The sequence below is a fragment of the Mumia flava genome (assembly GCF_002797495.1).
Lineage (GTDB): Bacteria > Actinomycetota > Actinomycetes > Propionibacteriales > Nocardioidaceae > Mumia > Mumia flava.
The window spans coordinates 857,480-883,653 of sequence record NZ_PGEZ01000001.1 but is presented as its reverse complement, the minus strand read 5'-3'; the positions used below and the strand labels follow the sequence as shown (position 1 = coordinate 883,653).

Here is a 26,174-nt window from a genome sequence, read left to right as displayed (position 1 = left end):
TGATGTCGAAGCAGGGCGCGGCTTCTCGACATCGGGGACCGGCGGCGGCGGGGACCGGATCAGTCGGCGAAGCCGGGGAGGCTCTCCTCCAGCACCGCACGGAACGGCGCGGTGGCGCCGAGCTGGCTGAGGACCGCCAGCCCGCCGCTCCAGGTCCGGTGGATCAGGAGGTACGAGGGCGGCAGGTTGATCCGCATGGCGGTGCCGAGTCCCTCCCGCGACGGACGGGCGATGCGCTGGGCCTGCTCGCGCATCCACTCGCGGGAGAAGGTGAACTGGTCGTGCCGGGCCGGCTCCACGAACGGCTCGAGGTAGTCGCGCAGCAGGTCCTCGTCGAACCGGACGCCCGGCTTGAGGAAGCCTTCCTCCCGCAGACCCTCGACCACCGTGGGGTAGTCGTCGTCGACGGCGGCGCGCAGGAGCCGGCCCATCACACGGGGGAGACCTCCGGGCAGCCGGGCGACGGCACCGTAGTCGACGACCCCGAGGCGGTCGCCGTCGAGCACCCGGTAGTTGCCCGGGTGCGGGTCGGCGTGCAGCATCCCGACGCGCGCCGGGCCCGCGAAGAGGAACCGGGCGAACAGCTCTCCGTAGTGATCGCGCTGCTCGGGCGTGCCGGTGTCGATGATCTGCGCGAGCGACCCCACGGACGGCATCCAGGTCGAGACCAGCACCGTGTCGGTGTGCATCACGGGCTCGGGGACCTCGATGTCGGAGTCGCTCGCGAAGCCCTCGGCGAAGGCGCGCTGCGCCTCCGCCTCGAGCCCGTAGTCGAGCTCCTCACGCACACGGGCGGCGAGCTCGTCGGCGAGCGGCTTGACCTCGATCGCCGGGAACACCACGGCGAACATGCGGCTGAGCCGTCCGATCTGGCGCAGGTCGGACCGGAGCGCGGCCGCCGCTCCCGGGTACTGCACCTTGACCGCGACCTCACGGCCGTCGTACCAGCGACCCCGGTGCACCTGACCGATCGACGCCGCGGCGGCGGGCTCGTCGTCCAGCTCGATGAGCTGGTCGCGCCAGCGGGGCCCGAGCTCGGCGTCGAAGACCCGGTGAACCCGGCTGATCGGCATGGGCGGAGCGGAGTCCTGGAGGCGGGTGAACGTCTCGCGGTAGGGAGAGATGAGCTCGGGCGGCATCGCGGCCTCGAAGACGCTCATGGCCTGCCCGAACTTCATCGCGCCGCCCTTGAGCTCGCCGAGGACGGCGAAGATCTGCTCGGCGGTCCGGAGCTGGACCTCGTTGAGGACGGCATTGGTCGGGGTCCCGACGAGTCGGCGACCGACTCCCACCGTCGTCCGCCCCGCGAACCCGATCGGCAGGGTCGCCAGGCGTGCCGCACGCGCCAAGGAGCGTTGCGGCAGGGGTGCGTCGTCTCGGTCGCGGCGACCGCGGCGACCAGCGGATCCGGCGTCGCCCTCGCTCATGCCGTCATTCTGACACCCGGCGCAACCTCGGGTCCGGTCGCCGCTTCGACGATCTGGCACGCGCAGCCGACCGCTTGGGCGAGGACGTGCTCGTGGCGGTCGTCGGGTCCGGGACCGAGCACGAGGACGCTGCCCTCCGTGGCCGCGGGCCGGGCATCGCCGTAGTCGAGCACCTGCTCGGCGATCGTGACCGCGAACCGCCAACGAGTGGCCGCGGGCAGCGGCGAGGGGTGCCCGGCGGTGCTGGCGATCGGGCGGGCGTGCTGGGCGAGGACGAAGGGCCAGGACCGGTCCCAGCCTGCGCGGTCGCGGTCGTCGCACCGGACGCACGGGGTGGTGCCGGGCCGGACGAGCGGCCCGAGACGGACCGACGTCGACTCGCACACCACCGGCAGGTGCGGGACTCCGGCGCCGGTCAGCACGTCGACCACCTCACGCGGGCACGGGCCCGTCGAGAGCACGAGGACCAGGGTCGGGCTGTCCACGGTGGCGCTCGTCGCGGTGACGCCGCCGGTGGCGAGCACCGCCATCACGGCCTCGGCCAGCGGCTGGGTCGCCGGGTCCGCGTGCACCTCGACCCGGCAGCGCGACCGGGAGCGGACCCGACGACGGACCTCGCGCGCGTCGTGGCCGGCGGCGCTGAGGGCGACGGCCTCGGCGACGAGCTCGCGACCGGCCGTGCCGGCCCAGGTCTCGGCGTCGAGCAGCAGGCCGGCGGCGACCAGCGACGCGACGGTCGCGCGCGCCTCGCCGGGCTCGAGTCCGGTCATCGCCGCCAGCATCGCGATGTCGCGGGTGCCGTCGCACAGCCGCAGGATCGCGGCGGTGCCGGGCCGGTCCTCGACCAGGATCGGCCGGTCGGCGACGGTCCCGGCCTGCAGGGTGCGCCGGTCGCGGCGGACGACGGTGACGGCGGGGTGCAGCAGGGGCTTCATCGAGGCTCCTCGGGCTGGTGGGCGAGGGGGTCGACCCACCATGCCCGAGGAGGGACCGGAGCCGGGGAACTCATCCACAGCTTCGATGCGTCGAGGGTCCTGGCCGCGCGCAGCCGCCCGCCTTCCCCTGCCGGCGACGCGCGCGGACCAGGACCTGACCTCCACACGCTAGAGCCGCCGGGCCGACTCGGCAATCCGAGCGGGCAGAACGTTGTCCACGCCTGTGGAGAACCTTGGGGATAGCTTGTGGGAACCGCCGGGCGACGCTGTGGAGAGCTCGATGCAGCGGTGGACGACGGTGTGTGGAGCCGGGCCGTACGGAGCCGCTCCGGCGGTCTGACCTGCGGCGACACGCGAAGCGAGGCTGTGGACGGCACAAACCTGTCGCACCGAGGTCGTACGGTGGCTTCGTGACCGCCCCGTTCGAGCACGACGAGACCGGCCTCGATCGGATCGACCCGACCGATCCGGTCGACGACGCACGCGTCGAGGTGCGCCGCAGCGCCCGCCGGCGCAAGTCCGTCCAGGCCTACCGCGACGGTGATCGGATCGTCGTGCTGATGCCCGACTCGTTCAGCCGCGCGGAGGAGACCCGCTGGGTGCGCGAGATGGTGGCGAAGGTGCTGCGCAAGGAGCAGCGCAGTCGCCTGGGTGACGTCGACCTCCTCGAGCGGGCGACCGCGCTGTCCCAGACGTATCTCGACGGGGCCGCGGTGCCGTCGAGCGTCCGCTGGGTCGACAACCAGGAGCACCGCTGGGGATCGTGCACGGTCGAAGACCGGACGATCAGGCTGTCCTCGCGACTCCAGGGCCTGCCGTCGTGGGTCGTCGACTACGTGCTGCTGCACGAGCTCGTGCATCTGCTGGTCCCGCACCACGGGCCGCGGTTCTGGGCGCACCTCGAGTCCTACCCGCGTACGGAGCGGGCCCGCGGATTCCTCGAGGGGGTCGTGGCGGGCCGCTCTCTGGGCGGCTGAAGCCTCGCTGCCTGCGGGACAGCGACGCTTCACGGAGTCGTCACCGGATCGTGACCGAGGCCTCCGCGCAAAAATCAGTGCATGGCGCAATCATGAGGGAGGCTCACCCCCGTCCCTCAGGAGCATCATGAACACCACCCCCGAGGAGAACCCCTCGCAGCACGTCACCCGCCGCACGCTGATCTCCGGGTCGGCCGCCGCGGCGGCCCTCGCGGCCGCAGGGTACGCAGCGCCGGCCGCCGCGAAGCCGAAGCACGGCCACGGCCACGGCCACCACGACAGCGCGACGTTCACCGTGCTCGGCACGACCGATCTGCACGGCAACGTCTTCAACTGGGACTACTTCAAGAACGCCGAGTACGACGACTCCGCGCACAACGACATCGGTCTGGCGAAGATCTCGACGCTGGTCGACGCGATGCGCCGCAGCCACACGTATCCGAGCCCGCTGCTGATCGACGCCGGCGACACCATCCAGGGAACGTCCCTGGCCTACTACTTCGCCAAGGTCGAGCCGATCAGCCGGACCGTGATCCATCCGATGGCCCGTGCGATGAACGCGATCGGCTACGACGCCGCGGCCCTGGGCAACCACGAGTTCAACTACGGCATCCCGCTCCTGCGCCGCTTCGAGCGGCAGTGCGACTTCCCGCTGCTCGGCGCGAACGCCCACGACGCCACCACCGGCCTGCCGGCGTTCCCGCCGTTCGTCATCAAGAAGGTGAAGGTCGGGCGTCACCTGATCCGCGTCGGGATCCTGGGGCTGACGAACCCGGGGATCGCGATCTGGGACAAGGCGAACGTCGAGGGCACGATGGTCTTCCCGGGCCTCGTGGAGGAGGCCGCCCACTGGGTGCCGAGGATGCGGCGGGCCGGCGCGGACGTGGTGATCGTCTCCGCGCACTCCGGCGCCGACACGTCCTCGTCGTACGGCGACGCGCTCCCGTACCCGGAGAACGCCGCCAGCCTGGTCGCCGAGCAGGTGCCCGGCATCGACGCGATCCTCGTCGGGCACGCGCACGCCGAGATCGCCCAGCGCGTCGTCACGAACATCGAGACCGGCAGGCCCGTCGTGCTGACCGAGCCGCTGCGGTGGGGCATGCGCCTGTCGGCGCTCGACGTCACGGTGAGGAAGACCCGCGGGCGGTACGAGGTCACGTCGGTGTCCGCGCAGGTCCTGAACGCCAACACGGTCGAGGAGGACCCGGAGATCGTCCGGCTGCTCCGTCGCGACCACGAGACCGTCGTCGCGTACGTGAACTCCGTGATCGGCACCGCGACCGAGGCCATGTCGGCGGCCACCGCCCGCTACGAGGACACCGCGGCTCTCGACTTCATCAACGTCGTCCAGGCCGGTGCGGTCAAGGACGCCCTGGTGGGCTCGCCGAGCGAAGGACTGCCCGTCCTCAGCATCGCGGCGCCCTTCAACCGCGAGGCGGCGATCCCGGCCGGCGAGGTGTCGGTCCGGGACGTGGCCGGCCTGTACATCTACGACAACACGCTGCTCGGGATCAGGATGTCGGGTGCGCAGATCGCGGCGTACCTCGAGAAGTCCGCGGAGTACTTCAAGGCGGTCCCGGGGCCGGGCACCTACGCTGCCGGCGACGTGACGAATGCGCCGACCGCGACCGCCCCGAACGGGACGCCGGACTACAACTACGACGTGATGGGCGGGCTCGACGCCCCGCTGACGTACGACATCGACCTCACCGCGCCCGTCGGCAGCCGGATCGTCGGACTGGCGTACGGAGGTGTGCCGGTGGCCGCCGGCGACCAGTTCGTCGTCGCGATCAACAACTACCGCCAGTCCGGGGGCGGCAACTTCCCGGGCGTGACGAGCGCCGAGGTGGTCTACAACGCGCAGGTGGAGATCCGGCAGCTGCTGATCGACTGGGTCAGCGCCCAGGGCGTGATCGACCCTCCGACGTTCCACCAGGTCGACTGGCGGCTGGTGGCGGGCTCGACCCCGCTCACGATCACCGGATGAGCGCGGTCCGTGCGCGTGCTGCCGCGACCAGCGCGCGCACGGACGCGTCGGTCTCGGGCAGCGCCTCGGCATCGAACCAGGCCACGTCGATCGACTCCTCGCTGATCACCGGCGTGGCGCTCGCGGGCGCGACCGCGACGAACTGCACGTCGAGATGGTGCGACGGCCGGACCGGCCCGCACGGGACCTCGTGCAGCGACAGCAGCACGGGCTCGGGATCGAGTCGCAGCCCGTCGATCCCGGACTCCTCGGTCGCCTCCCGCAGAGCCGCGGCGGCGAGGGTCTCGTCGCCGGGCTCGCAGTGCCCGCCGGTCTGGAGCCAGCGTCGCAGCCGGCGGTGCAGCGTGAGCAGGACCCGCGACGCGTCCGCGCTGACGACGAGCGCGCTCGCGGTCAGGTGGTCGGGATGGCACGCCCGCTGCATCGCGTCGGGGTGAGCGTCGAGATGCTCGACGTAGCGTGCTCGCAACGCGTCCTGGACGCCGTCGGGCGCGGACCAGCGCGCGAGCAGCGCCCGCGCGTCGGCGTGCAGGCTCACCGGTCGCCGGAGTCCGTGGGGCCGCCGTCGCCCGGAGCGTCCGGGCCGGCGTCGGGCGCCGTGCCCCCGTCGTCCGCGCCCCCGTCGTCCGTGCCCCCGTCGTCGGGCCGCTCCGTGCTGCCGTCCAGCAGGTCCGCGAGCGCAGCGTCGAAGCTCGCGGAGTCGTCGGTGGCATCGGTGTCGTCGACTGCGAAGCCGATCGGGTCGTCCAGGTCGGCGGCCGTCGGCATCAGGTCCGGGTGGGCCCACACCGCGTCGCGCGCCGAGGCGCCCTGGCGATCACGCAGCGCAGCCCACAGGGCGGCGGCGTCGCGCAGGCGGCGCGGTCGCAGCTCGAGCCCGACGAGCGACGCGAACGTCTCCTCGGCCGGCCCACCGGCCGCCCGGCGGCGGCGCATCGCCTCGCGCAGCCGGACCGCGCTCGGCATGCGGCCGTCGGTGGCCTGCGTGACGACCTCGTCGACCCAGCCCTCCACGAAGGCGAGCAGAGCCTCGAGCCGATCGAGCGCGGCCTGCTGCTGCGGGGTCCGCTCGGGCTCGAACAGCCCGCCGGCCAGGGCCTCCTGGGCGGCCTGCATGTTCGTGGGGTCGAAACCGCTGAGCTTGTCCTCGATCGCGCGCACGTCGATCGTGGTGCCGCGGCCGAACTCCTCGACGGTCGTGAGGATCCGGGCGCGCAGCCACCCGGCGTGGGCGTACAGCCGCTGGTGCGCGGCCTCGCGCAGCGCGGCGTACAGGAAGACGTCGGCCTCCGACTCCTCGAGGCCCTCCGCGAACGCGCGAAGGTTCGCGGGCAGCATCGCCGACACGCCGCTCGGGCCCATCGGCAGGCCGGTGTCCGTCGAGCTGAGCACCTCGGCGGCGAGCCCGCCGACCGCCTGGCCGACCTGGGCGCCGAACATCGCGCCCCCGGCCTGGCTGAGCATCCCCATCAGCGGCCCGGCCATCGCCTTGGCCTCCTCGGGCAGCGCCGAGGCCATCGCCCCGACGACGTGCGCGGCGATCGGCTCGACCATGGCCTGCCAGGTCGGCATCGTCTCCTCGACCCACGTCGAGCGGCTCCACGCCTTCGCCCGTACGGAGGCCGCGGGGAGGTCCGTCACCGAGTCCAGCCAGGTGTCGGCGAGCCGCACGGCGTCGGCGACCGCGGCGTCCTCCGTGCTCAGCGGTGCCGGGTCCTTGCCGGCCGCGACGGTCTGGCGGGCGACGTCCTTGGCCAGCTCCCAGTTCACCGAGCCGTCGTGCGGCGCGAACATCCGCTGCATCTGCTGCATCAGGAGGTTCATGTCGGGCATCTGGCCGCCGCCGAACGCACCGAAGAGGCCCTCCATCGGCGTGCCCGCGAACGGGTTCGCGCCTGCGGGACCGCCGGCTCCGGCGTCCCCGCCCGGCCGGCCCGGGATCTTGCCGAAGCCGATCCCGCGGTCGGGCGTGGGCTCCGACGAGCCGTCGCCCGGCTCCTCGGGCAGGTCGTCTCGGTCGCGGTCCTCGTCGGATGCCATGGCTCCAAACGTACCCGCGTCGTCGCGGGCACCCTAGAGTTGTTCGCCATGAGCGATGTGATCCGCCTGGTCGACGTGCGAGACGAGCCGCTCGACCTGACCGAGGTGTTCGAGACGGTGGGCGACGACGTCGCGGGCGCGGTCGCGATGTTCGTGGGCACGGTCCGCGACCACGACGGTGGCCGGGGCGTGGACGCCTTGTCCTACTCCTCGCACCCGAGCGTGTTCGACGCGATGAACGCCGTGGCGTCGTCGGTGGCGGAGGAGTGCGCGGTCACCGCGCTCGCGGTCGTCCACCGGATCGGAGCCCTGGAGGTCGGCGACGTCGCGGTGGTCGCCGCCGCGTCGGCCCCGCACCGACCCGAGGCGTTCGCCGCCTGCCGGGAGCTGATCGAGCGGCTCAAGGCGCAGGTCCCGATCTGGAAGCTCCAGCTCTTCGACGACGGCAGCGAGGAGTGGGTCGGCACTCCGTGAGGGTCGCGTCGGCCGTCGGACCGGGGCGCCACCGCGACCCAGGGCCGGGAAGCCGCCACGCCACCGCCGTGCGCCGTGGTCCGACCCCGGCGGGGTGGGCGTGCCTAGACTGTGCCGCGTGAGGATCCTGCTCTGGCTCGCCGTCCCGCTCGCGATCACCGCGGTCGCGGCGCTGTGGGCCGCCTGGTACGCCCGGTCGGGGCGTCGCGCCACCCCCGAGGTGGAGGTGGTGACGTACCGGCGGGACGGACGGCACGGTGCCGTGCCGGGCTCGGGTGCGCGCGACCGGCGGTTCGCCGCCGCGGTCCGTCGCCCGGTCAGGACCCCGGTCGTACGGGGCCGCTCGGCCCCCGTCCGCGGCAGCGGCGTGGTCGTACGCCGGGCCGGGCGGTGAACGCGCCACGATGAGCCGTCGCACCTTCACCCTGGCGACCGCCGGGTTCCTTCTCGTCAGCCTGCTCGCGGTGGCCCTCGTGCTGCCGGTCCCGTACGTCACCATGCGTCCGGGCCCGACCGTCGACGTCCTCGGCGACTACGAGGACGCGCCGGTGCTCGAGATCGACGAGTCGGTCGAGACCTATCCGACCGAGGGCGAGCTGCGGCTGACGACGGTGTCGGTGACACGGGCGGATGCCCGGCTGACGCTTCCCGAGGCGTTCTGGGCGTACTTCGACGACGACGAGGCGGTCGTGCCCCGCGACCTGATCTACCCGCCGGGTCAGACCGCGGAGGAGTCGCGCGAGCAGAACACCGCGCAGATGGAGGGCTCGAAGCTCGACTCGGAGGCCGTCGCGCTGCGCGCGGCCGGGTACGACGTGCAGCAGGTCGTGGTCGTGGGGGCCGTCGAGGAGGGCAGCCCGTCGGACGGTGTCCTGCGGCCCGGCGACGTGGTGCTCGCGGTGGACGGGACCGGGGTGGAGGCGCCCGGCGACGTGGTGGACCTGGTCGGGGCGCAGGCGCCGGGCGACAGCATCCGCCTGCGGATCCGGCGCGACGGCGAGACCTCCACGGAGACGGTGGTCGCGGGCGAGCAGCCCGACGACCCCGACAAGGCACGGATCGGGATCACCCTGGGCACCGACGTCGACCTGCCGTTCGACGTCACGAACACGATCGGGGACACGATCGGCGGGCCGAGCGCCGGCCTGATCTTCGCCCTCGGCCTCTACGACGAGCTCACGCCCGGCCCGCTGACCGGCGGCCAGACCGTCGCCGGGACCGGGACGATCGACCTCGAGGGCTCGGTCGGGCCGATCGGGGGGATCCAGCAGAAGATCGCCGGCGCGGTCGACGAGGGCGCGAGCGTGTTCCTGGTCCCGGCCGCGAACTGCGACGAGGCGGCGGCGCTCGACGACCCGGGTGCCGTCCTCGTCGAGGTGGCCACCTTCGACGACGCCGTGGACGCGCTGGGCGTCCTGGCCGACGACCCCGACGGGACGGTACCGACATGTCGCTGATGCCGAGCAACCCCCTGCGCGACGTCGCGTGGGAGATCGAGAACCTCGCCGACTCCGAGGGCTGGGACCAGGCGCCGTCGCTGTACGCCCTGGTCGAGACGGCCCGGCTGCGCTCGGACGAGCCCGCGCTCGCCCGGGAGCTCGGGCTCGACGAGGACTCCGACGAGGACGGCTACACCGCGGTGGCCCAGGACGAGCTGCCCGCGGACCGCGACTTCGAGGACTTCGTCGCCGAGATCGTGTGGCCGCCTCAGGTCCACGGCACGGCGGCGGTGCTGGAGCGGCTCATGCTGCCCCCGGAGGCCGAGGCGGCCCTGCCCGACGACCAGACCGACCTGCTGTCGTACGTGGCCGAGCACCCCGATCGCCAGGAGGTCCGGATCACCGTCGCGGTGACCCGGGACGGTGGTGCGCACTGCGTCCTGCGCCTGCGTGGCGTGGACGAGGTCGCCGAGGGTCCGGACCTCGTTCCGGGTCTCGTCTCGATGCTGCGGCAGACCTTGACGGACTGACCTGGCAGACTGGCAGTCCGTACCAACGAAGGAGTCGCGTGAGTCACGGATCCGCCGCCGCCCCGCCCGACCGGCCCGGGATCTCGCGTCAGGGCCGACGCGTCCTGATCCCGACGATCATCACGCTGGTCGCGCTGCTCTTCCTGGGCGCGATCTTCACGGGCGTGTGGACGGACCGGCTGTGGTTCGCGTCGATCGACTACGGCAGCGTCTACTCGACCCTGCTGAGCACGCGCGTGCTGCTCTTCCTCGTGTTCGGCGTGCTGTTCGCCGCGATCGTGCTGGTCAACATCTGGTTGGCCTACCGAGCGCGTCCGAAGATGACCGGCCCGCAGCGCCAGAACGACCCGGTCGCGCGCTACCGCGATGCGCTGGAGCCGCTGAAGAAGCCCGCGATGCTGGCGCTCGGCGTGCTGCTCGTGATCTTCGCCGGCTCCTCGAGCGCAGGCCAGTGGCGCACGTTCCTGCTGTGGCGCAACGCCACCGAGTTCGGCCAGGACGACCAGACCTTCGGCGTCGACCTGTCGTTCTTCATGTTCGACTACCCGTTCCTGCGGTTCCTGACCGCGTTCGGGTTCGCGGTGCTGATCGTCGCGGGGATCGCGGTCGCGTTCGTGCACTACGTCTACGGCGGCATCTCGCTGTCGTCGAAGTCGCAGCGGGTCTCGCGCGCAGCGCAGGTCCACCTGTCGATCATCGTCGGTCTGTTCATGCTCCTGAAGGCCTTCGCCTACTGGCTCGACCGCTTCGGCTTCGCGATCGACTCCTCCAACCTGGTCACCGGCATCACCTACACCGACGCGAACGCCCGGATCCCCAGCAAGAACATCCTGATGGTGGTCGCGCTGATCTGCGCCCTGCTGTTCTTCGCGAACGCGATCTGGCAGAACTGGCTGCTCCCCGGGATCAGCCTGGCGCTGCTGGTGCTCACCTCGGTGCTGATCGGCGGGATCTGGCCCGCGATCATGCAGTCGTTCCAGGTCAACCCGTCGGAGCCGGACAAGGAGGCTCCGTACCTCGAGAAGAACATCACGGCGACGAGAGACGCGTACGGCATCGACACGGTCGAGAAGGAGTCGTACAACGCCCGTACGTCCCTGACCCCGCAGCAGCTCACCGAGACCGCCGAGTCGCGGGTCAGCACGCGGCTGCTCGACCCGACGCTGGTGTCGCCGGCCTTCGAGCAGCTCCAGCAGGTCCGCGGCTACTACACGGTGCCGGGCACGCTCGACGTCGACCGCTACCAGCTCGAGGGCCAGGAGAACCCGCAGGACATCGTGATCGCGGCGCGTGAGCTGAACCTCGACGGCCTGCCCCCGAACCAGCGCAACTGGGCCAACGACCACACCGTCTACACGCACGGGTACGGCGTGATCGCCGCGCGCGGCAACCAGCGCGGGTCGCAGGGTGAGCCCGTGTGGGTGGAGAAGGACATCCCCCCGACCGGCGAGCTCGACATCGAGACCGCCCCGCGGATCTACTTCGGCGAGAACTCCCCGAGCTACTCGATCGTCGGGCGTCCCGAGGGCGACGCGCCGATCGAGGTCGACATCCCGCGCGGCAACGGCGCGAACCCGTCGACCGACGAGTCCGACACCGAGGACGTCACCCAGAACACCTACGACGGCGACGGCGGCGTCACCATCGGCAGCACGTTCCGCAAGCTGCTGTACGCCGTGAAGTTCAGCGAGCCGAACATCATCCTCTCGAACCGCGTGAACGACCAGTCGCGGATCCTCTACGACCGCAACCCGCGCGACCGTGTCGCGAAGGTCGCGCCGTGGCTGACGATCGACGGCGACCCGTACCCCGCGGTGGTGGACGGGCGCGTCGTGTGGATCCTCGACGGCTACACCACGAGCGACTCCTACCCGTACTCCGAGAAGGTCTCGCTGCAGGAGGCCACGTCGGACTCGCGGACCGGCACCGGCAACCAGATCGCGCTCCCGAGCGACCAGGTCAACTACATGCGCAACGCGGTCAAGGCGGTGGTGGACGCCTACGACGGCACCGTCGACCTGTACGAGTGGGACACCGAGGACCCGGTGCTGCAGACCTGGATGAAGGCGTTCCCGGACACCGTGCAGCCGAAGTCGGCGATCTCCGACGACCTGCTGGCACACCTGCGCTACCCGGTCGACCTGTTCAAGGTGCAGCGGTTCATGCTCGGCGCGTACCACGTGACCGACCCGCAGACGTTCTACGAGGGCGGCGAGCGCTGGAAGATCCCCGAGGACCCCACCTCGAAGGGCTCGCTCCAGCCGCCGTACTACCTCTCGATCCAGCGGCCGGGGGACGACGACGTGCGCTACTCGCTCACGAGCGTCTACCTCCCGAACAACCGCCAGAATCTCGCGTCCTTCGTCTCGGTGAACTCCGAGGCGAGCGATCCCGACGGGTTCGGCAACATCCAGATCCTGCAACTGGGGGCGGGGACGACCGTCGACGGCCCGAACCAGATCGCGAACCGGTTCGAGGCGGACAGCCGTGTCTCCAGCGCACTGCTGCCGTTCAAGTCGGCCGGGACGAAGGTGCTGTTCGGCAACCTCCTGACGCTGCCGGTGGGTGACGGGCTGCTGTACGTGCAGCCCGTCTACATCAGACGAAGCGCGACCGAGGGCTCCTACCCGGTGCTCCAGTTCGTGATCGCGTCCTTCGGCGACGAGATCGGGTTCGGGCAGAGCCTCGACGAGGCGCTGCGCGTCGCGACCGGGACCGAGGGCACCCCTGACGTCAGCGACGGCACCGAGGACGGTGAGGTCGAGGAGGGCTCCGCCGGTGGCGGAGGCTCCGGCGGCGAGGGCTCGGGCGGTTCCGGCGGTGCCGGGGGTGCCGAGCCGGCCACGCTCGAGGAGCTCCTCCAGCAGGCCGACGCCGAGTACAACGCGGCGCAGGAGGCGCTGCAGCGCGGTGACCTCGGTGAGTACCAGGACCGCGTGAACGACATGGCCGGGATCCTGGACCAGATCCAGGAGCAGTACGGCACACCTGCGGCGACCCCGTCGCCGGACGGGGAAGGATGACGAGGAGAGGCATGGCGCAGCAGATTCCGGAGTCGCTCGAGGGCCTGACGATCGCGGTGCTCGGTGGCACCGGTCCGCAGGGTCGTGGTCTCGGGCGGCGGTTCGCGGCGGCCGGCCTCCCGGTCGTGATCGGGAGCCGCGCGGCCGACCGCGCCGAGCAGACCGCGGAGGACCTCGCAGCGGCGACCGGCGGCACGGTCACCGGCGCGGCGAACGAGGATGCCGCGGCTGCCGGTGACGTCGTCGTCGTCGCGGTGCCCTACGACGGCCACGCCGCGCTCCTGAAGGAGGTCGCGCCCGCGCTCGCCGGCAAGGTGGTCGTCGACTGCGTCAACGCGCTCGGCTTCGACAAGCAGGGTGCGTACGCCCTGCCGGTCCCGGAGGGGTCGGCAGCGCAGCAGGCGGAGCTCCTGCTGCCCGACTCGACCGTGGTCGGCGCGTTCCATCACGTGAGCGCCGTGCTGCTGGAGGATCCCGAGGTGACCAGCGTCGACACCGACGTGCTGGTGCTCGGGGACGTGCGCGAGGCGACGACGCTCGTGCAGGACCTGGCGGCGACGATCCCCGGCGTCCGCGGGATCTACGGCGGCCGGCTGCGCAACGCGTTCCAGGTGGAGGCCCTGACCGCTAACCTGATCAGCGTCAACCGGCGTTACAAGGCACACGCGGGGCTGCGGGTCACCGACGTCTGAGTCAGCGCGCCGTCGTCGGAAGGGGATCCGGTGGTCGAGGAACGGATCGGTGACATCGAGCTCGCCCCGCTGGCTCGGTCGAGGTCGTTCTGGGTTCTGATGCGCGACGCCGTCGTCTTCGGCGTCGTGCTCGCTCTGGGCGGTCTCGTGTTCCTCGCGATCGTCGAGGGCGGGGACTTCTGGGGCGAGCCTGCCGATGACGGCTGGTGGGGCGGTCACTGGTGGTGGGTGGCGGTGACGACCGGGGCCGGTCTCGCCGTCGGGGTGCTGCGGCACGTCCTGAAGATGCCCGCGCACGTCCCGGGTCTGACCGAGGAGCTGGCCGAGGAGCGGGTCGAGCCTCGCTCCGTCCCCGCGACGGTGACGGTCTCGGCGGTCTCGCTGGTCGGCGGAGCGAGCCTCGGGCCCGAGGCGGCGCTCGGGTCGCTGGGCGGCGGGGTCGGGACGTGGGTTGCCGAGCGTCGCGACGACGTCGACGAGGACCTGCGCAAGGCGACGACGCTCACCGGGATCTCCGGTGCGTTCGGGGGTCTGCTCGCCTCACCGTTCCTGGCGGCGATGCTCGTGATCGAGCTCGCGCGTCCGCACCGCCGTCGGATGCTGCACGCGCTGTTCGGCAGCCTGGCCGCGGCCTCGGTCGGGTTCGCTGTCTTCTACCCGATCGCGGGGGCCACGTTCCTCGGCATCTACGACGTGCCCGACTACGAGTACAAGAACTGGCACCTGCTGGCCGGTGTCGGGCTGGGGCTGGTCGCCGCGGTCGCCGCGATCGTGCTCGCCGTCATGACGGCCGTGGTGAAGTGGCTGCTCACGCCGCTCGACGGCCGGACCATCCTCCGCCCGACGATCGGGGGCGCGGCGTTCGGGCTGGTCGCGGTCGTCGTTCCGTTGACGCTGTTCACCGGGAGCCACCAGCTCGACACCGTGGTGGAGTCGGGCGCGACCCTCGGAGCCGGCTTCCTGCTGGTCGTCGTGCTCGCGAAGATGGTGACGTTCGCCGTCAGCATCGGCTCCGGGTTCATCGGGGGACCGTTCTTCCCGATGCTGTTCGCCGGTGGCACGCTCGGGTACGCCGTGCACCTGATGTTCCCCGAGCTCCCGTTGGCGCTCGCCTTCTCGTGCGTGTTCGCGGCGTTGCCCGGGGCGATCGTGGCGGCGCCGTTCACGCTGGTGCTCCTCGCCGCGCTGATGATGGAGCTCGGTCCGCTCCAGACGGCGCCGATCGGGCTCGCGGTGCTGACGTCGTACATCGCGATCACGGGCTCGGGGGTCCTGGTGGAGATGGCCGAGCGCCGCGGTCGCCGCGCCGAGCAACGGACCGGGCAGCCGACGGGGACCTGACGACACCGGCGAGAGACGAGCCGGGGCCGTGGCACGGCGCACGAGCGCGTGGCACCATCAGCACCGTGGCACACACGCTGGCGGGACGAGCCGAGACGCCGACCCAGTCGCGGATCCTGCGTCTGGTCCGCGACGAGGGCCCGATGTCGCGGGTCGACCTGGCCGACCGCCTCGCGGTCTCCCGGACGACCGTGGCGGCGGAGGTGAGCCGGCTGGTCGACCTCGGGCTCGCCGAGGACGCCGGGCCGGCCGCGTCCCGGGGCGGTCGTCGCTCGACGATGGTCGACCTCGACGGGCGGCTGAGGTTCGTCGGGATCGACGTGCGGGCGACGTCCGTGCACGTCGCCGTCACGGACGGACGCCTCACGGTGCTGTCGCGGACGAGCCAGCCCAGCGACGTGCGCCGCGGCCCGGAGCTGGTGCTGGCGGACGCGCTGGCCCTGACCCGCAAGCTGCTGGCCGAGGACGGGGTCGAGCGTCCGGCCGGGGTCGGGATCGGCCTGCCCGGGCCGGTCGACTTCCACGCCGGCGTGCCGGTCTCGCCGCCGATCATGCCCGGGTGGGACGGCTATCCCGTACGGGACGCGCTCTCGCGCGAGCTCGGCTCCCCGGTGCTGATCGACAACGACGTGAACGTCATGGCGCTGGGGGAGCAGCACAACGGGGTCGCGCGGGGTGCACGCGACTTCCTCTTCGTGAAGATCGGGACCGGCATCGGGTGCGGGATCGTGGTGGACGGTCAGCTCTACCGTGGTGCCGACGGCTGCGCCGGCGACATCGGGCACATCGGCGTGGCGCCGTCCGGTCCCGTGTGCGCCTGTGGGCGCGTGGGGTGCCTCGAGGCGACCTTCGGTGGTGCGGCCCTGGCCCGGGATGCTGCAGCCGCAGCGCGCGACGGGCGCTCCGAGGTGCTCGCCGCACGGCTCGCGGCGGAGGGGGGCCTGCGGGCCGAGGACGTCGGCGAGGCGGTCGCGCAGGGTGACGCGACCGCGCGGCGGCTCGTGGTCGACGGCGGTCGACGCGTGGGCTCCGTCCTGGCGAGCCTGACGTCGTTCTTCAACCCGGACCTGATCGTGATCGGTGGCGGTCTGTCGGCGCTGGGGCACCCGTTGCTCGCCGAGATCCGCAGCGTGGTCTACCGGCAGTCGCTGCCGCTGGCGACCGGCAACCTCCCGGTGGTGCTGAGCGAGCTTCGTGACGACGCCGGTGTCGTCGGGGCGGCGCGTCTCATCAGCGACGCGGTCTACGACGCGCCCTGAGTCGGCGGCGGCGCAGCTCCCCGCATCCGGAACGCGGTGCGGTGAAGGTCACGCAACGGTAACTTTCGCAAGTTTCTTGCGAAAGAGTGTTGCCCACTTGCGTATCCGGTCCTTAGCCTCGCTCTCACAGTGATCCACATCACGTCCAGGGGGGCGCATGGAGGCGACGGGGCCGATCCTCGAGATGCACGGGATCGTCAAGGTGTTCCCCGGGGTACGGGCCCTCGACGGCGTCGACCTCGACGTGAGGCCGGGCGAGGTGCACTGCCTGCTCGGGCAGAACGGTGCCGGCAAGTCGACGCTGATCAAGGTGCTCTCCGGCGCCCACCAGCCTGACGAGGGCGAGCTGCGCTGGAACGGCGAGCCGGTCACGATGTCGACCCCGTTCGCGGCGATCGAGCACGGGATCTCCACGATCTACCAGGAGCTCGACATGGTCCCGGGCCTGTCGGTCGCCGAGAACGTCCACCTCGGGCACGAGCCCGCACGCGCCGGCTTCATCGGTCGCGCCGAGATGCGCCGCGCCACGCGCGAGCTGCTCGCGCGGATGGGCCACGACGAGATCCCGGTGGACCGCGAGGTCGGGATGCTCCCGGCGGCGGGGCAGCAGATCGTGAGCATCGCCCGCGCCCTGTCCCACCACAGCCGGCTGATCGTCATGGACGAGCCGTCGGCGGTGCTGGACCAGCAGGAGGTGGAGAACCTCTTCCGCGTCATCGAGCAGCTCACCGCCGAGGGCGTCGCCGTCGTGTACATCTCCCACCGCCTCGAGGAGATCCGGCGGGTCGGGGACCGGGTCACCGTGCTCAAGGACGGCCGTACGGTCGCGAGCGGCCTCCCGGTCGAGACCACGCCGACCTCCGAGCTGATCCACCTGATGACGGGACGCGAGATCGAGTACGTCTTCGGTGAGCGCGTGCCGCTTCCCGCGGACGCGCCGGTGGTGCTCGAGGTCGAGGACCTGGCACTCGCCGACACGTTCTCCGGGGTGTCGATGCAGGTCCGGGCCGGCGAGATCGTCGGCCTGGCGGGGCTGGTCGGGGCCGGGCGCTCCGAGATCCTCGAGACCGTCTACGGAGCCCGCCGGGCATCCGGGGGCCGTGTCCGGGTCGACGGGCGGCGGCTGCGCGCCGGTTCGGTGCCCGCGGCGGTGAAGGCCGGCGTCGGGCTGGCGCCCGAGGAGCGCAAGGCCCAGGCCCTGCTGCTGGACCAGCCGGTCGACCGCAACATCACCCTCGCCAGCCTGGCGCGGTTCTCGACCGGAGGGTTCCTCGACTCCGCCGACGAGCGGCGCGCCTCGGAAGACCTGACCGCGTCGCTGGACGTCCGCCCCCGTGGCGTCCAGCGGCCGGTCGGCACCCTCTCCGGCGGCAACCAGCAGAAGGTCGTGCTCGCCCGGTGGCTGCTGCGCGACTGCCGCGTGCTGCTCCTGGACGAGCCGACCCGCGGCGTCGACGTGGGGGCGCGCAGCGAGATCTACGCACTGGTGAGGTCCCTCGCCGAGCGCGGCGTCGCCGTCGTGGTCGTGTCGTCGGAGCTCGAGGAGGTGCTGGGGCTGGCCGACCGCGTCCTGGTCGTCGCCGAGGGACGCGTCGTGCACGAAGGCCCGGCCGACGAGATCGACGAGCACCAGGTGCTCGACATGGTGATGGAAGGAAACGCAGCGTGAGCGAGCACAGCCAGACCACGGTCGACGACCAGGCCGGAGGCTCACCTCCGAGGACACCGCGAGCGCGCCTCGGCCTGCTCGCGGGCTCCTCCGTCGGGCGCAACCTGGGCCTCGTCGTCGCCCTCCTCATCCTCTGCGGCGTCGGGGTCGCGACGGCGGGCAGCCAGTTCGCCGACGTCGACAACATGCTCACGATCCTGCGGCTCGCGTCGGTGATCGGGGTCGTCAGCATCGGGATGACGTTCGTCATCACCGGCGGCGGGATCGACCTGTCGGTCGGCGCGATCGTCGCGCTCGCGTCGGTGTGGGCGACGACGCTGGCGACGCAGACCCTCGCCGAGGACACCCACTGGATCATCATCGTGACGACCGCCCTCGCGGTCGGCATCGGGTGCGGGCTGATCAACGGCCTGCTCATCGCCTACGGGGGCGTCGTCCCGTTCATCGCCACGCTCGCGATGCTCGCGAGTGCCCGCGGCCTGGCCGAGATCATCGCGAACCGCCGCACCCAGATCGTGACCGATCGGGACTTCGTCGACTTCTTCCGCGGCTCGGTGCTCGGGATCCCGATGCTCGTGCTGATCTTCGCCGTCGTCGCCGCCCTCGGCTGGGTGCTGCTGAACCGTACGACGTTCGGCCGCCGGACGTTCGCCGTCGGCGGCAACCCGGAGGCGGCCCGCCTCGCCGGCATCAACGTGCGTCGCCACACCGTCCTGCTCTACGTGCTGCTCGGTGCCTGCTGCGGCATCGCGGCGGTGATGATCGTGGCGCGCACGACCACCGGGACGTCGACCCACGGCACCCTCTACGAGCTCGACGCGATCGCCGCCGTCGTCATCGGCGGCACGCTGCTCGCGGGCGGTCGCGGCACGGTCACCGGCACCGTGTTCGGCGTCCTGATCTTCACGACGCTGTCCAACGTGTTCACGCTCAACAACCTGTCCAGCTCGGCGCAGGCCGTGGCCAAGGGCGTGATCATCGTCGTCGCCGTGCTGCTCCAGCAGCGGTTCGCCCGCCGCAGCGACACGCGGACCTGACCGCCGACCGACCCGGACGTACGACCCGACCACCGATCCCGACCCACCGATCGCACCACCCGAGGCAAGGAGCCGACCATGACCACCCACAAGACCCCCCGACGCCGCATCGCGGCGAGCGCCGCAGCCGGTCTCTCCGCGCTGCTCCTCGTCTCGGCGTGCACGGGCAACACCTCAGACTCCGACGGCGACGACGGTGGCAACACCGCGGTCTCGAACAACGACGAGACCGGTGACACCGTCGTGATCGGGTTCTCGGGCCCGGCGGCCGACCACGGCTGGCTCGGCGCGATCAACAGCACCGCGCAGGCGGAGGCCGACGAGTACGACGACATCGATCTCCAGATGGCGGAGGGCACCAACGACCCGAGCCAGCAGATCGCGCAGGTGGAGACGTTCATCAACGACGAGGTCGACGCGATCGTGCTGCTGCCGACCGACGGCGCCGCTCTGACCCAGGTCGCCACCCGCGCGATGGACGCCGGCATCCCGGTGGTGAACGTCGACCGCGAGTTCTCCTCGCCGTTCGCAGCGCGGACGACCATCCTCGGTGACAACTACGGCATGGGCGTCTCGGCCGGCACGTACGCGTGCGAGCTGGTCGAGGAGAACGATCTCCAGGACCCGGTGATCGCCGAGATCGCCGGCATCGACTCGCTCCCGCTGACCCAGGACCGGTCGCAGGGCTTCGCCGACGCCCTCGAGGCGTGCGACCAGACGGTCGACAACCGCGTCGCGGCCGAGTTCACCGTCGAGTCCGGTGAGGAGCAGGCCGCGAACCTGCTCCAGGCCGCGCCGCAGATCGACATCATCTGGAACCACGACGACGACCAGGGCGTCGGCGTCAAGGCCGCGTTCGAGAACGCCAACCGTGACGAGTTCTCCTTCATCGGCGGTGCGGGATCCTGCAACGCGATGGACTGGATCGAGAACGGCGAGATGGAGGCCACCGTCATCTACCCGCCGACGCAGGCGGCCGACGGCATCAAGCTGGCTCGCCTGATCGCGCAGGACAAGGGGATGTCCGACCTGGTCCAGGTCGAGGTCCCCAAGCGGGTCGTGCTGAACGCACCGGTCGTGGACGCCGACAACGTCGACGAGTACCGCGACCTCTGCTTCGACTCCTGACCCTCGGGGTGTGCCAGCGGCTGCCCGCCGGGCGACGACGACCGGCGGGCAGCCTCCCTTCGAAGCAGAGGACCGCAGATGGACAGCTCACGACCCGCGCTCGGGATCGGGATGGTCGGCTACGCCTTCATGGGCGCGGCGCACTCCCAGGCCTGGCGCAACGCCCACCGCTTCTTCGACCTGCCGCTGACGCCCGACATGCGGGTCCTGTGCGGCCGTGACGAGGGCCGAGCCCGAGCAGCGGCCGACCGGCTCGGCTGGCCCGAGGTCGAGACGGACTGGCGCCGGCTGCTGGAGCGCGACGACGTCGACCTGGTCGACGTGTGCACGCCCGGCGACACCCACGCCGAGATCGCGATCGCGGCGCTCGAGGCAGGCAAGCACGTCTTGTGCGAGAAGCCGCTGGCCAACACGGTCGACGAGGCCCGGGCGATGGCCGCGGCCGCCGACCGTGCCGCGAGGGACGGCGTGTGGGCGATGGTCGGCTTCACCTACCGTCGGGTCCCTGCGATCGCGCTCGCGCGCCGCCTGGTCGAGGAGGGCCGGATCGGGACCGTGCGGCACGTCCGCGCGCAGTACCTCCAGGACTGGCTGGCGGACCCGGCCGCCCCGATGAGCTGGCGCCTCGAGAAGCAGAGGGCCGGCTCGGGGGCCCTCGGCGACATCGGCGCCCACATCGTCGACCTGACGCAGTTCATCACCGGCGACCGGGTCGCCAGCGTGACGAGCCGGCTCGAGACGTTCGTGACCGAGCGTCCGTGGCCCGACGACGGGGTCGGCGGGCTGACCGGGACGGGAGCCGCCGGTGGCGCGACCGGCACGGTCACGGTCGACGACGCCGCGACGTTCCTCGCTCGGTTCGACAGCGGTGCGATGGGCGTCTTCGAGGCGACCCGCTACGCCTCCGGTCGCAAGAACGCGATCCGGATCGAGATCAACGGGACCGACGGCAGCCTCGCCTTCGACTTCGAGGACATGAACGTCCTGCACGTCTACGACGCGGGCGCTCCGGCCGAGGTCGCGGGGTTCACGCGGGTCGTCGTCACCGAGCCGACCCATCCGTACCTCGCGGCGTGGTGGCCGCCCGGGCACGGGCTCGGGTACGAGCACGGCTTCACCCATCAGGTGGTCGACCTCGTCGAGGCGATCGCCGCAGGGTCCCAGCCCCTCCCGTCGTTCACCGACGGGCTGCAGGTGCAGACCGTGCTCGACGCGGTCGTGACCAGCGCGCAGTCCGGTCGGTGGGTCGATGCCGAGGTGCCGGACCTGGACGCCCGCGACACCATGACGCCGAAGGAGAGGATCGAGACATGAGCCGACCGATCACGCTGTTCACCGGGCAGTGGGCGGACCTGCCGTTCGAGGAGGTGTGCAAGCTGGCTTCGGGGTGGGGCTACGACGGTCTGGAGATCGCCTGCTGGGGCGACCACCTGGATCCGTGGCAGGCGGCCACGGACGACGCGTACGTCGAGGCGAAGCTCGCGATGCTGGAGAAGTACGGCCTGAAGGTGTGGGCGATCAGCAACCACCTGAAGGGGCAGGCGGTCTGCGACGATCCGATCGACGACCGGCACCGAGCGATCCTGCCGGCGAACGTGTGGGGCGACGGCGACCCCGAGGGCGTGCGGCAGCGCGCCGCCGAGGAGATGAAGCTGACGGCGCGGACGGCGCAGCGGCTGGGTGTGGACACGGTGATCGGGTTCACCGGGTCGTCGATCTGGAAGTACGTCGCGATGTTCCCGCCGGTGAGCCAGGAGCAGGTGGATGCGGGGTACGCGGACTTCGCGGACCGCTGGAACCCGATCCTGGACGTCTTCGACGAGTGCGGAGTGCGGTTCGCTCACGAGGTGCACCCGAGCGAGATCGCGTACGACTACTGGACGACGGTCCGGACCCTCGAGGCGATCGGGCACCGTGAGGCGTTCGGACTGAACTGGGATCCGAGCCACTTCGTGTGGCAGGACCTCGACCCGGTGGGGTTCATCCTCGACTTCGCCGACCGGATCTACCACGTGGACTGCAAGGACGCGAAGAAGGCGACGGGCAACGGGCGGAACGGTCGGATGGGGTCCCACCTGGCGTGGGCGGACCCGCGCCGGGGCTGGGACTTCGTCTCCACCGGGCACGGCGACGTGCCGTGGGAGCGGTGCTTCCGCGCGCTGAGCTCGATCGGGTACGAGGGTCCGATCTCGGTGGAGTGGGAGGACGCCGGGATGGACCGCCTGGTCGGGGCGCCGGAGGCGCTGGAGTTCGTGCGGCGGCTCGCGTTCGACCCGCCGGAGGCGGCGTTCGACGCCGCGTTCGCCACCGACTGACCCGACCCAGCGACCAGATGCCAGGAGGCACGATGACGAGGATGCCGACGGCCGAGGACCGGTTCTCCTTCGGCCTGTGGACGGTGGGATGGACCGGTGTCGACCCGTTCGGCACGGCGACCCGGCCGGCGCTGGACCCCTGGGAGTACGTCGGGCGGCTCGCCGAGCTCGGGGCGTGGGGGATCACGTTCCACGACGACGACGTCGTCCCGTTCGGCTCCGACGAGGCGACCCGCGAGCAGCGCTTCGGTCGGCTCAAGGACGCCGCCGACGGGGCGGGGCTGGTGATCGAGATGGTCACCACCAATACGTTCACCCACCCGGTCTTCAAGGACGGTGGGCTGACCAGCAACGATCGCGGCGTACGACGGTTCGCGCTGCGCAAGATCCTGCGGGCGGTGGACGTGGCCGCGTGGATGGGCGCCACGACGTTCGTGATGTGGGGCGGGCGGGAGGGCTCGGAGTACGACGGCTCGAAGGACGTCTACGGCGCGCTCGAACGCTACAAGGAGGGTCTCGACACGGTCGCCGGCTACATCCTGTCGCAGGGCTACGACCTGCGGATCGCGCTCGAGCCGAAGCCGAACGAGCCGCGGGGCGACATCTTCCTGCCGACCGTCGGGCACGCGCTGGCGCTGATCGCCGAGCTCGACCACGCCGACCTGGTCGGGCTGAACCCGGAGACCGGCCACGAGCAGATGGCGAACCTCAACTACACCCATCAGCTCGCCCAGGCGCTGTGGAGCGGCAAGCTGTTCCACATCGACCTGAACGGCCAGCGCGGTCTCAAGTACGACCAGGACCTGGTCTTCGGGCACGGCGACCTGATGTCGGCGTTCTTCACCGTCGACCTGCTCGAGAACGGCTTACCGGGACATCCCGACGCGCCGCGCTACGCCGGGCCCCGCCACTTCGACTACAAGCCGTCGCGGACCGAGGGGTTCGACGGTGTGTGGGCGTCGGCGGCGGCGAACATGGAGACGTACCTGATGCTCGCCGAGCGGGCACGGGCGTTCCGCGCCGATCCGGAGGTCAACAAGGCGATGACGTACGCCGGCGTGACCGATCTCGCGCGCCCCACCCTGGGCCCGGGGGAGACGGCGGCGCAGCTCGTCGCGTCGGACGACGAGGTCGACCCGGCGGTCGCGGCGGAGCGCGACTTCGGCTTCGTGCGTCTGCACCAGCTCGCCGTGCGCCACCTGATCGGTTGAGACGTACCGGTCGACCTGGTTGACAGTCGCGCAGCCCGACCGTAGGTTCTCTTTCGAATCTTGATTAAAAATCTACGGAGGCCCCCGATGCAGATCCACAACACCGTCGCCCTCGTCACCGGAGGGGCCTCCGGGCTCGGGCGGGCGACCGTCGAGGCCCTGCTCGCGAAGGGCGGCCGCGTCGTGATCGCCGACCTGCCCGGCTCCCCGGGTGCGACGGTGGCGAAGGAGCTCGGGGAGGCCGTGCGCTTCGTCGAGGCCGACGTCCGGGACGAGGACGCGGTCCAGGCGGCCGTGGACGCCGCATCCGAGGTGGGAGAGCTCCGGGTCGTCGTCAACTGCGCCGGGACCGGTGACGCGATCAAGACCGTGGGTCGTGACGGAGCCCCGTACCCGCTGGAGGCGTTCCAGCGGATCATCGAGATCAACCTGATCGGCACGTTCAACGTGGTCCGGCTCGGCGCGGCCCGGATCGCCACCTCGGACCCGGTCGGGGAGGAGCGCGGCGTGATCGTCAATACCGCCTCGGTGGCCGCGTTCGACGGGCAGATCGGTCAGGCCGCCTACTCCGCCTCGAAGGGCGGCGTGGTCGGCATGACTCTCCCGATCGCCCGCGACCTGGCCTCGCTCGGCATCCGCGTCGTCACGATCGCGCCGGGCCTGTTCAACACGCCGCTGCTCGCGGGCCTGCCCGAGGAGGCGAAGGCGTCCCTGGGCGCACAGGTGCCGCACCCCGCCCGCCTCGGTGAGCCGGCGGAGTACGGCGCGCTCGCCGCCCACGTGGTCGAGAACCCCATGCTCAACGGCGAGACGATCCGGCTCGACGGTGCGATCCGGATGGCTCCGCGCTGAGCCGGGCCCGACGGCGTACGGCGCGACGCCGGGGGCGGCGCCGTACGACGCTCAGCGCTGGTGCGTGTGCGCGATGTAGACGTCGCACGGCGCCTTGTGCGCGACGTCGGTCGCGATGCTGCCGAGGACGCGCGCAAGACCCTGGACGCGCTTGTTGCCGACCACGATCAGGCTGGCGCTGAGCTCGTCGGCCGCGCGGACGAGCGCGTCGGCCGCCTGGCCGTCGGCCGGCGCCGCCGTCGCGTCGAGTCCCGGGAACTCCTGGCGCAGCGCACGGATCGTGTCGTGCGCGAGGCCGTCGGCCGCCGCCTCGGTGGTGAGCAGGATCTCCTCACCGGCGGTGTCCACGCGCTCGGCCTCGAACTTGCCGTACGCCGAGATCACGTGCAGGCGCGCTCCGAGTGCTACCGCCAGCCGTGCGGCCGTACGGGCTGCCGCGGTCGCGGTCTCGCTGCCGTCGACACCGGTCACGATCGTGTCCATGGGTGGTCCTTCCTCGTCGGCCGGGGGCGGCCGCCTGCGTACGTCGTCGTGCGTGTGGTCGTGAGCGTAGTGCAAACGCGGGTTGCAGCGAGTCCGGTCCGCTGACCGGATCCGGTCACCTGCGGAGCTGGACCGCCGATGACGGCGCCGGCCGGAGCCGTGGCACCAGGATGGCGCCGAGCGCGTGGTAGACGTCCGGCTTGCCGTGCCACACCGTCGACGCCGGCTGGTTGGAGGCGTCGAGCTCGTGGTGCCAGCTCCCGCCGCTGCGGTCGACGTGGTGCTCCTCGGTGAAGTCCCACCACGTCGCGGCCCACCGGTCGTACGCCGGATCGCCGGTGCGGCGTCCCAGCGTGCCCGCCGCCGCGATCGCCTCGGCGATCACCCAGTGCATCCGGCTCCGGACGACCGGGGTGCCGCCGAAGTCGACGGTGTAGACGAACCCGGGCGCGCCGTCCACCTCCCATCCCGCGCGGACGGCCGTGCCGAACAGCGCGGTCGCGTCGTCGGCGAGCCAGCCCGGCGGTTCCGGCAGCGACGCCTCGAGCTGGACCAGCAGGCGTGCCCACTCCAGCAGGTGGCCGGGCGTGGCGCCGTACGGGCGGAACGGGTCGGCCGGGCGGTCGACGTTGTAGTCGAGAACGGGCTGCCAGTCGGGCGTGAAGTGCTCGGGGAGGAGCCAGTCGTGGTGGCGGGCGACGTCGTGGACCAGGTGGTCGGCCATCGCGAGCGCGCGGCGGTGCCAGGCCGGCTCGTCGAGAGCGTCGCCGAGCGCGAGGAACGCCTCGACGGTGTGCATGGTGGCGTTCGCCCCGCGGTACGGCTCGGCGCGCGTGAAGCCGCGGTCCCAGGACTCGACCACCCGCCCGTCGCCGTCGAGGAAGCGCCGCTCGTAGGTGTCGGTCGCGCGCTCGACCAGGGCGTCGGCGCGTGGGATCCCGGCGGCGTACGCGGTGCCGGCGGCGAGCGCGACGAACGCGTGCGGGTAGGCCCCCTTGGCCGCATCGACCGGACCGGACCCGTCGGTCGCGATCGAGGTGAACCACCCGCCCCGCTGGTCGTCGTGCAGCGGGCCCAGCAGCGCGTCGACCCCGATCGCCGCGATCTCCTCGGCGCCGTCGACGTCGAGCAGCGCCGCGAGCGAGAACACGTACGTCATCCGCGTGGTGATCCAGGTGTGGATCGGCTGTCTCGGGTCCGGGCGGCCGTCGTCGTCGAGCCAGGCGAAGCCGACCGGCGGTGCGGCCGACGCCCGTGCGAAGTCGATCAGGCGCAGGCCCTCGGGGGTGAGCAGGCCGGAGGGGGCGTTCGGGGAAGGCATCGCGGCTCCTCGGGGGACCCCGGTTTGGGTCGTT

Annotated in this window: 23 protein-coding genes; 17 read left to right on the top strand and 6 right to left on the bottom strand. The window is 71.9% G+C overall.

From position 1 onward, the window contains the following. Positions 1-59: 59 nt before the first annotated feature. Positions 60-1,427 (bottom strand): ABC1 kinase family protein, encoded by a 1,368-nt coding sequence (locus CLV56_RS04210; protein ID WP_100414432.1) that lies wholly within the window; start codon positions 1,425-1,427, stop codon positions 60-62. After that, complete coding sequence (locus CLV56_RS20500; protein ID WP_039370854.1) at positions 1,424-2,362, bottom strand: hypothetical protein; 939 nt, start codon at positions 2,360-2,362, stop codon at positions 1,424-1,426. Before CLV56_RS20500 ends, CLV56_RS04210 begins: the two co-directional genes overlap by 4 nt. Positions 2,363-2,772: 410 nt before the next feature. Between CLV56_RS20500 and CLV56_RS04200 the strand changes: the two genes are divergently transcribed. Next, the gene (locus CLV56_RS04200) at positions 2,773-3,339 is read left to right on the top strand and encodes a SprT-like domain-containing protein (protein ID WP_245857584.1); all 567 of its coding nucleotides are present in this window, start codon (positions 2,773-2,775) and stop codon (positions 3,337-3,339) included. A gap of 127 nt (positions 3,340-3,466) precedes the next feature. Next, positions 3,467-5,326, top strand: a complete 1,860-nt coding sequence (locus CLV56_RS04195) for a bifunctional metallophosphatase/5'-nucleotidase (protein ID WP_039370859.1) — start codon at positions 3,467-3,469, stop codon at positions 5,324-5,326. Here the strand turns inward: CLV56_RS04195 and CLV56_RS04190 are convergent. After that, positions 5,316-5,864 (bottom strand): NUDIX hydrolase, encoded by a 549-nt coding sequence (locus CLV56_RS04190; protein WP_039370862.1) that lies wholly within the window; start codon positions 5,862-5,864, stop codon positions 5,316-5,318. The two genes, CLV56_RS04195 and CLV56_RS04190, sit on opposite strands and share 11 nt — an antisense overlap. Then, positions 5,861-7,366 (bottom strand): zinc-dependent metalloprotease, encoded by a 1,506-nt coding sequence (locus CLV56_RS04185; RefSeq protein ID WP_157805058.1) that lies wholly within the window; start codon positions 7,364-7,366, stop codon positions 5,861-5,863. The genes CLV56_RS04190 and CLV56_RS04185 overlap by 4 nt, the downstream gene beginning before the upstream one ends. 48 nt (positions 7,367-7,414) lie before the next feature. Between CLV56_RS04185 and CLV56_RS04180 the strand changes: the two genes are divergently transcribed. The 15 genes from CLV56_RS04180 to CLV56_RS04110 all read left to right on the top strand — a co-directional run bounded on the left by CLV56_RS04180 (position 7,415) and on the right by CLV56_RS04110 (position 24,336). Beyond that, positions 7,415-7,840: a molybdenum cofactor biosynthesis protein MoaE gene (locus tag CLV56_RS04180; RefSeq protein ID WP_039370865.1), complete on the top strand. Its 426-nt coding sequence runs from the start codon at positions 7,415-7,417 to the stop codon at positions 7,838-7,840. A 118-nt stretch (positions 7,841-7,958) separates the two neighbouring features. Then, entirely contained in the window at positions 7,959-8,234 is a 276-nt protein-coding gene (locus CLV56_RS04175; protein ID WP_039370868.1) for a hypothetical protein, read from the top strand. A 10-nt stretch (positions 8,235-8,244) separates the two neighbouring features. Further along, positions 8,245-9,297: a YlbL family protein gene (locus tag CLV56_RS04170; protein ID WP_039345813.1), complete on the top strand. Its 1,053-nt coding sequence runs from the start codon at positions 8,245-8,247 to the stop codon at positions 9,295-9,297. Beyond that, positions 9,288-9,809: a PPA1309 family protein gene (locus CLV56_RS04165; protein ID WP_039345810.1), complete on the top strand. Its 522-nt coding sequence runs from the start codon at positions 9,288-9,290 to the stop codon at positions 9,807-9,809. The genes CLV56_RS04170 and CLV56_RS04165 overlap by 10 nt, the downstream gene beginning before the upstream one ends. A 38-nt stretch (positions 9,810-9,847) precedes the next feature. Beyond that, positions 9,848-12,832 (top strand): UPF0182 family membrane protein, encoded by a 2,985-nt coding sequence (locus CLV56_RS04160; protein ID WP_100414431.1) that lies wholly within the window; start codon positions 9,848-9,850, stop codon positions 12,830-12,832. Positions 12,833-12,843: 11 nt separating this feature from the next. After that, complete coding sequence (npdG, locus tag CLV56_RS04155; protein ID WP_039345807.1) at positions 12,844-13,524, top strand: NADPH-dependent F420 reductase; 681 nt, start codon at positions 12,844-12,846, stop codon at positions 13,522-13,524. Positions 13,525-13,554: 30 nt separating this feature from the next. Then, the gene (locus tag CLV56_RS04150; protein ID WP_039345804.1) at positions 13,555-14,865 is read left to right on the top strand and encodes a chloride channel protein; all 1,311 of its coding nucleotides are present in this window, start codon (positions 13,555-13,557) and stop codon (positions 14,863-14,865) included. Between the two features lie 65 nt (positions 14,866-14,930). Then, entirely contained in the window at positions 14,931-16,124 is a 1,194-nt protein-coding gene (locus tag CLV56_RS04145; protein ID WP_100414430.1) for an ROK family transcriptional regulator, read from the top strand. 157 nt (positions 16,125-16,281) lie between these two features. Beyond that, positions 16,282-17,793 (top strand): sugar ABC transporter ATP-binding protein, encoded by a 1,512-nt coding sequence (locus CLV56_RS04140; protein ID WP_039345801.1) that lies wholly within the window; start codon positions 16,282-16,284, stop codon positions 17,791-17,793. Beyond that, on the top strand, positions 17,790-18,830 hold the full coding sequence (locus CLV56_RS04135) for an ABC transporter permease (protein ID WP_100414429.1): 1,041 nt from the start codon (positions 17,790-17,792) through the stop codon (positions 18,828-18,830). Before CLV56_RS04140 ends, CLV56_RS04135 begins: the two co-directional genes overlap by 4 nt. A gap of 78 nt (positions 18,831-18,908) precedes the next feature. After that, positions 18,909-19,958 (top strand): substrate-binding domain-containing protein, encoded by a 1,050-nt coding sequence (locus tag CLV56_RS04130; RefSeq protein ID WP_039345798.1) that lies wholly within the window; start codon positions 18,909-18,911, stop codon positions 19,956-19,958. Positions 19,959-20,036: 78 nt separating this feature from the next. Further along, positions 20,037-21,272 (top strand): Gfo/Idh/MocA family protein, encoded by a 1,236-nt coding sequence (locus tag CLV56_RS04125; protein WP_100414428.1) that lies wholly within the window; start codon positions 20,037-20,039, stop codon positions 21,270-21,272. Continuing rightward, a complete protein-coding gene (locus tag CLV56_RS04120) occupies positions 21,269-22,273 on the top strand; it encodes a sugar phosphate isomerase/epimerase family protein (protein WP_039345795.1) in 1,005 nt (334 codons plus the stop codon). The genes CLV56_RS04125 and CLV56_RS04120 overlap by 4 nt, the downstream gene beginning before the upstream one ends. 32 nt (positions 22,274-22,305) lie before the next feature. Beyond that, positions 22,306-23,484 carry a xylose isomerase gene (gene xylA / locus CLV56_RS04115; RefSeq protein WP_039345793.1) on the top strand — a complete coding sequence of 393 codons (1,179 nt, stop codon included), beginning with the start codon at positions 22,306-22,308 and terminating at the stop codon, positions 23,482-23,484. Between the two features lie 87 nt (positions 23,485-23,571). Then, positions 23,572-24,336 carry a 3-hydroxyacyl-CoA dehydrogenase gene (locus CLV56_RS04110; protein ID WP_039345790.1) on the top strand — a complete coding sequence of 255 codons (765 nt, stop codon included), beginning with the start codon at positions 23,572-23,574 and terminating at the stop codon, positions 24,334-24,336. Between the two features lie 51 nt (positions 24,337-24,387). Here the strand turns inward: CLV56_RS04110 and CLV56_RS04105 are convergent, their stop codons facing one another. Both CLV56_RS04105 and CLV56_RS04100 read right to left on the bottom strand, forming a co-directional pair. Next, a complete protein-coding gene (locus CLV56_RS04105; RefSeq protein ID WP_039345786.1) occupies positions 24,388-24,819 on the bottom strand; it encodes a universal stress protein in 432 nt (143 codons plus the stop codon). Positions 24,820-24,934: 115 nt separating this feature from the next. Further along, the gene (locus tag CLV56_RS04100) at positions 24,935-26,140 is read right to left on the bottom strand and encodes an AGE family epimerase/isomerase (protein WP_100414427.1); all 1,206 of its coding nucleotides are present in this window, start codon (positions 26,138-26,140) and stop codon (positions 24,935-24,937) included. Positions 26,141-26,174: the final 34 nt, after the last annotated feature.

Coding starts and splice junctions, on each gene's coding strand:
- CLV56_RS04105 (WP_039345786.1), bottom strand. CDS start 24,819: ATGGACACGATCGTGACCGGTGTCGACGGCAGCGAGACCGCGACCGCG.
- CLV56_RS04125 (WP_100414428.1), top strand. CDS start 20,037: ATGGACAGCTCACGACCCGCGCTCGGGATCGGGATGGTCGGCTACGCC.
- CLV56_RS04140 (WP_039345801.1), top strand. CDS start 16,282: ATGGAGGCGACGGGGCCGATCCTCGAGATGCACGGGATCGTCAAGGTG.
- npdG (WP_039345807.1), top strand. CDS start 12,844: ATGGCGCAGCAGATTCCGGAGTCGCTCGAGGGCCTGACGATCGCGGTG.
- CLV56_RS04210 (WP_100414432.1), bottom strand. CDS start 1,427: ATGAGCGAGGGCGACGCCGGATCCGCTGGTCGCCGCGGTCGCCGCGAC.
- CLV56_RS04130 (WP_039345798.1), top strand. CDS start 18,909: ATGACCACCCACAAGACCCCCCGACGCCGCATCGCGGCGAGCGCCGCA.
- CLV56_RS04100 (WP_100414427.1), bottom strand. CDS start 26,140: ATGCCTTCCCCGAACGCCCCCTCCGGCCTGCTCACCCCCGAGGGCCTG.
- CLV56_RS04120 (WP_039345795.1), top strand. CDS start 21,269: ATGAGCCGACCGATCACGCTGTTCACCGGGCAGTGGGCGGACCTGCCG.
- xylA (WP_039345793.1), top strand. CDS start 22,306: ATGACGAGGATGCCGACGGCCGAGGACCGGTTCTCCTTCGGCCTGTGG.
- CLV56_RS20500 (WP_039370854.1), bottom strand. CDS start 2,362: ATGAAGCCCCTGCTGCACCCCGCCGTCACCGTCGTCCGCCGCGACCGG.
- CLV56_RS04170 (WP_039345813.1), top strand. CDS start 8,245: ATGAGCCGTCGCACCTTCACCCTGGCGACCGCCGGGTTCCTTCTCGTC.
- CLV56_RS04180 (WP_039370865.1), top strand. CDS start 7,415: ATGAGCGATGTGATCCGCCTGGTCGACGTGCGAGACGAGCCGCTCGAC.
- CLV56_RS04195 (WP_039370859.1), top strand. CDS start 3,467: ATGAACACCACCCCCGAGGAGAACCCCTCGCAGCACGTCACCCGCCGC.
- CLV56_RS04110 (WP_039345790.1), top strand. CDS start 23,572: ATGCAGATCCACAACACCGTCGCCCTCGTCACCGGAGGGGCCTCCGGG.
- CLV56_RS04185 (WP_157805058.1), bottom strand. CDS start 7,366: ATGGCATCCGACGAGGACCGCGACCGAGACGACCTGCCCGAGGAGCCG.
- CLV56_RS04165 (WP_039345810.1), top strand. CDS start 9,288: ATGTCGCTGATGCCGAGCAACCCCCTGCGCGACGTCGCGTGGGAGATC.